The following is a 4,696-nucleotide window of genomic DNA, read 5'->3' as shown; positions in this document are numbered from 1 at the left end:
CCGCTCGAGGCGATCACGACATCGGGATCTGACCGGCCGCATCCTTCTCCGCTGCACCGCACGCGCCGCCCTTCCCTGCCTCCGCCATCTCCTTTCCTGTTCCGGATGTGTCGAACCCTTGTTACAACTGCGCGACATAATCCTTGTCAGACAAGGAGTGCCGCCATGCCCGCGCTTGCATTTTCCAACAATGACATTGCCGTCGTTGCCTGGACCTTCGATCGCCGCCTCGACGGCTGTCTCGGCTTCGCCATTCACCGCATCGATCTCGCCGACAATTCCGACACGGTGCTGCCGGCGCTGGCGCGGTTTGCCGGGCAGACGGCCGACAAGCTCGGCACCGACCAGGCGCCGGTGCAGAAATTCTGGTGGAAGGACCTCAAGGCCAAGCGCGGCGGCAGCTACAAATATCGCATCGTGCCGATGGGCGGCACGCCCGGCCAGACATTGACGCCGCTCGCCGGCGTCGCGCCGCTGGAGAGCAACCCGGTGACGCTGACGCCGGAGCGGCCGCCGTTCCACGTCTATTTCAATCGCGGCATCACCGCGACCCAGGCGCTGACCCATGCGCTGAACGATCATCCCAGCGTGCCGGCGCTGGCGCCGCATATCCTCGATCCCGCCGATCCGATCCGCATCCATCTGATGGGCCAGCTGCAGGACGGCCTGACCTCGCTGCTGAAGCGCGCCGATGCTGGCGGCGGCACCATCCACGCCGCGCTCTATGAGCTCAACGATCCGAACGGCCTCGAGAAGCAGCTGCACCAGAACCCGGCGAGCCGCACCGTCATTCTCGGCAACGAGCAGGGCAAGGACACCGACGACGCCGACGCCGAGAACCGCGCCAATCTGAAGGCCGCCGGCGTCACCGTGATCGACCGCATCCTGGCTAAGGGCTCCATCCCGCACAACAAGTTCATGGTGCTCACGGAGAACGGCAAGCCGGCGGCGGTGCTGTCGGGCTCGACCAACTGGACCTCGACCGGCCTGTGCACCCAGACCAACAACGCGCTGGTGGTGGAGAGCCCTGAGCTCGCCGACCGCTATCTGTCCTACTGGAACGCGCTGAAGGCCGACGTCGACGCCGCTGACGGCGACAGGTCGGCGCTGCAGTCGAAGACCCTGCGCGACTTCGCCCGCGCCAACAATGCAAGCTCGATCAGCAAGCCGGTCAAGCTCGACCACGGCGTCACCATCGAGCCGATGTTCTCGCCGAACACGCCGGGTAAGCTTGGCAAGACTCCGAAGACGCCGGGCGACATGGGCCGGGTGTTCGAGCTGATGGACCAGGCCAAGCACGCTGTGCTGTTCCTGGCCTTCGATCCCGGCAACAACTCCATTCTCAACAAGGCCGGCGAACTGCTGGCGAAGAAGCCCGATCTGTTCGTGCGCGGAGCGCTGACGAGCCCGGTGCGAGCGACCGAATTCTCCAAGTCGCTGCATGCCGGCGGTCATTCGGAAACCGGCGGCGGGGATGATGGCGGCAGCGACGCGCCGGAAGTGAAGGTGGTCGGCGAATCCGGCAAGCCGAAGAAGCCGGGCGAGACGGGCAGCATCGATTTCCGCGGCGTGCCGGCCGGCGCGGTACAGGACGCCTTCGGCAAATGGGAGCGCGAGCTCGCCAAATACGGCTTCGCCATCATCCACAACAAGATCGTGGTGATCGATCCGTTCAGCGACGATTGCGTCGTCGTCACCGGCTCGCACAATCTCGGCTTCCGCGCCTCGCATAATAACGACGAGAACATGCTGATCATCCGCGGCCACCGCGGCCTCGCCGAAGCCTATGCCTGTCACGTCCTCGACCTCTACGACCACTACGCCTGGCGCTTCCTGCTGAAGCAGCATCCCGACATCTTCGGCAAGCCGCTGCAGGGGGACGACGGCTGGCAGGACCGCTACATCAAGGGCGATCAGGAGAAGTCACCGGAGCTGCGCTTCTGGCTGTCGGCGGCGGGTGGGGGAGGAGCTCCCGCGGAGGAGGGCGCGGCGGCGAAGACGCCGGGCAAGACTGGCGGAGCTGACAAGCCGGCGAAGAAGCCGACTGCGAAGACCAAGCCTGCAAAGCCGGCGGCCAAACCTGCAAAGAAAACGCCGAAGAAGGCGGCCGCTGCAGCGAAGACCTCAGCCGGCCGCAAGAAGACGACCAAGAGGAAGACGGTGAAGAAGGCGACGAAGACGGCGCAGAAGAATAGCTGGGCTGCGAAGAAGGGAAACGGCAAAAGTGCCAGGAGAAAGCGCGCCTAAAGAGATATGGTCGCCTAACACTCTCCTGACGAATGCACTAAATGCTGTCGGGCGTCCAATCAAACTGGCGGTCCGGTGTCTGTGTCAAGCGGAACTTTCGGGCCGTTGTTTCGCTCTGAATGCTTTATATCTTCGTGCTCCTCTTCTACTTTTGTCATATCGGGATTGGGAGATGTTGAGTGGCTAAAACTTTTGTTTTTAGGTCTTTCAGTCACTTCTGTTTTCGTTGACCGCAATAGCGGTTGCTTGAAGATCTCTTCGTAGGTGCTGGAGAACTTTGAGTTCGTTCTCAATCCTCTAAAAACCGGCCAAGTTCGATAATCTTCTGCATCAATGGCAGACGGGTGCTGCTTCATTAGAGAAGTAACCTCGTCTACATTCTCTCGAACTGCCGCAACACATATCCGGAAGTTGTCGCCAACTGCAGACCAGTCGTGCTGGTCAAGTATTTTCGTAGCTTCGTTTAGTTTTTTTTGGAGCCTGACAGAGTTGGCGTGGTTGATGACCATCATTCTTCGAAACAATTCTGACTCTGCGCATTTTGCAGCAAAGGAAAGGATGGCTTCGGCAGTCGCGTAGTCTCGTGAAGAAATCAGATCTAAGCAGAACTCGTTTACCGCGTTATCGGCGGATTCGCGTTCCTCTTTCATGAATTTGCGCCACAGGACATAACATAGTTTTGTGCCTATTTCGCAAACGACATTCACGGCATCCCGGTAATAATCGGCGTCTACAACAAGCTGGTCGCCAATTCTGACCGTGAGGTTCTCGACCTGAAATGCTTTGCAGTTGGTTATATACTGAGCGGAGACGGCGCCGCCGGTGTGAGTCAGTAGATTGCGACGCTCGCAGAGTTCAACGAATTTTTTGAAGGCGGGAAGACCTTCGCGCAGTTTCATTTTGAAGCGCTCCTCCATCCAGCGAAAATGCTCGTGGTGGCTCTCCCTCAGTATAGATTCGACTTCCCGGTCTATCAGTGCAGCTCTTGCAGCTTTAATCGATTCGAATTTTGAGAGCTCCGAAAATTTGATATTCTTCTCGCTTGTTAGAATGAGCTCCTCATGCTGGTCGAAGACGACCCTTAGGAGTTTGCCGAGAAAAGCGTCGTACGCGCTGACGAGGCCAATAAGCATCACTTCGGGAAGGTGTTTGGCTCCGCGGCGAGCTGCGGTTATCTCTTCCCTGTGGATTAGTAGTTGCCTGTAAGCTGAGCTAGTCAGCTCAAATACACTGCGATCTGTATTGGAAAGGTCCTCCCGTTTTCGTCCCCGGGTTTTTGCAAATTCGGAAATCGTTCGTTCTGCGAGGGCGGCCGATGCAGCAGGAGCCATCGCAATCATGAAGTTTAGAAAACTACGATAGGTAGACATGGTCGAACGAAAGGACGAGAATACATTCTTGAAGCTGCTTTGTTCTCCTGGGACAGGTTGGCTGTCCAAATTGGCTTTTTCGGAGGTCGCAGAATCCCCTTCCTCCAATTGGCGCAGAGTGGGGGAAACTATGAAGCCTCTCCAGTTCCCGTCTGGATGATTTATAGCGATGTAGAAGTTGTCGTCGTCCGAGCCCATGTCGTTCGCTCTCTTAAAGCGGGTTTATTCATCTTACGACGATTTCGACGGGAGGTCACAGGGGTGTGTACGTTGTGGCGAATCCATCGGAATAATGTTGTGGAGGACGTGCGCATGCCCGCGGAAGTCAACCCGCCGTCTCCAGTCAGATAATTCAAAGCTGAGCCTCTTCGGTAGCACGCTTGAATTCAATTTTGAGAGTTAGAGATTAGAGCTTTCGTTTTCCCAGAATTTGTGCTCTACTCTGCCCGTCCCGCCCCAACGAGGGGACGCTTCGCGGTCGTCACGGACGTCGGGTGTGGGGTGCGATGGGCGCTTTGGGTCGCAGCATGGTTCGCCGTGCCGACGAACGATCTTGGCGCACGGTGAAGTGGCGTGGTCCTGGCCTCCCGGTGCTGAGGTCAAGCCTGCCGGCGTTGCGGAACACGCTGCCTGCGGGTGATGGGGGCAAGACAGCCGGTCCCCAGGGAGATCGCGTATAAATCGTAAAGCCATCGCGCAGGGAGGGCCGGGTGATCGGCCAGACCTGTGGTGACTGCCGCCTGCTTTCTTTTCTGCAGGCGGGCCACGGGCGCGGCCAGCGCCCGGCCTTCCCTGCGCCCTCCGTTAGGAGAGGGCGGCGAGAATGGCGCATCACTCGGGCGCTGCGCGCCGCGAGATCGCGATGACGTGCGACGACGGTTTCTCGGACGGTTTCGTCGATGATTTTTGGAGAGCTCGATGGCGGCGATTGCGCTCATCTCTGAGATGCGGCTGCGTCAAGCGCGGTGGAAGGTGAGCGTGCTTCTCAGTTTGAGGCACGCCCCTGCGGCAACGGCGGTGAGCTCCCCTCCCCCTTGCGGGGAGGGGTTGGGGGTGGGGGTTTCTTGCTCAGGACCGAG

The 4,696-nt window shown here is 59.2% G+C and carries 2 protein-coding genes; one reads left to right on the top strand and one right to left on the bottom strand.

Annotated elements, in window-relative coordinates:
- The first annotated feature begins 165 nt into the window (after nucleotides 1-165).
- Entirely contained in the window at nucleotides 166-2,247 is a 2,082-nt protein-coding gene (locus BRAO375_RS15440) for a phospholipase D-like domain-containing protein (RefSeq protein WP_009028398.1), read from the top strand.
- Nucleotides 2,248-2,306: 59 nt separating this feature from the next.
- Here the strand turns inward: BRAO375_RS15440 and BRAO375_RS15435 are convergent, their stop codons facing one another.
- Nucleotides 2,307-3,815, bottom strand: a complete 1,509-nt coding sequence (locus tag BRAO375_RS15435) for a hypothetical protein (protein ID WP_009028397.1) — start codon at nucleotides 3,813-3,815, stop codon at nucleotides 2,307-2,309.
- Nucleotides 3,816-4,696 lie beyond the last annotated feature (881 nt).

Source organism: Bradyrhizobium sp. ORS 375 (assembly GCF_000239775.1).
Lineage (GTDB): Bacteria > Pseudomonadota > Alphaproteobacteria > Rhizobiales > Xanthobacteraceae > Bradyrhizobium.
This window is presented reverse-complemented; position numbering and strand designations above follow the sequence as displayed.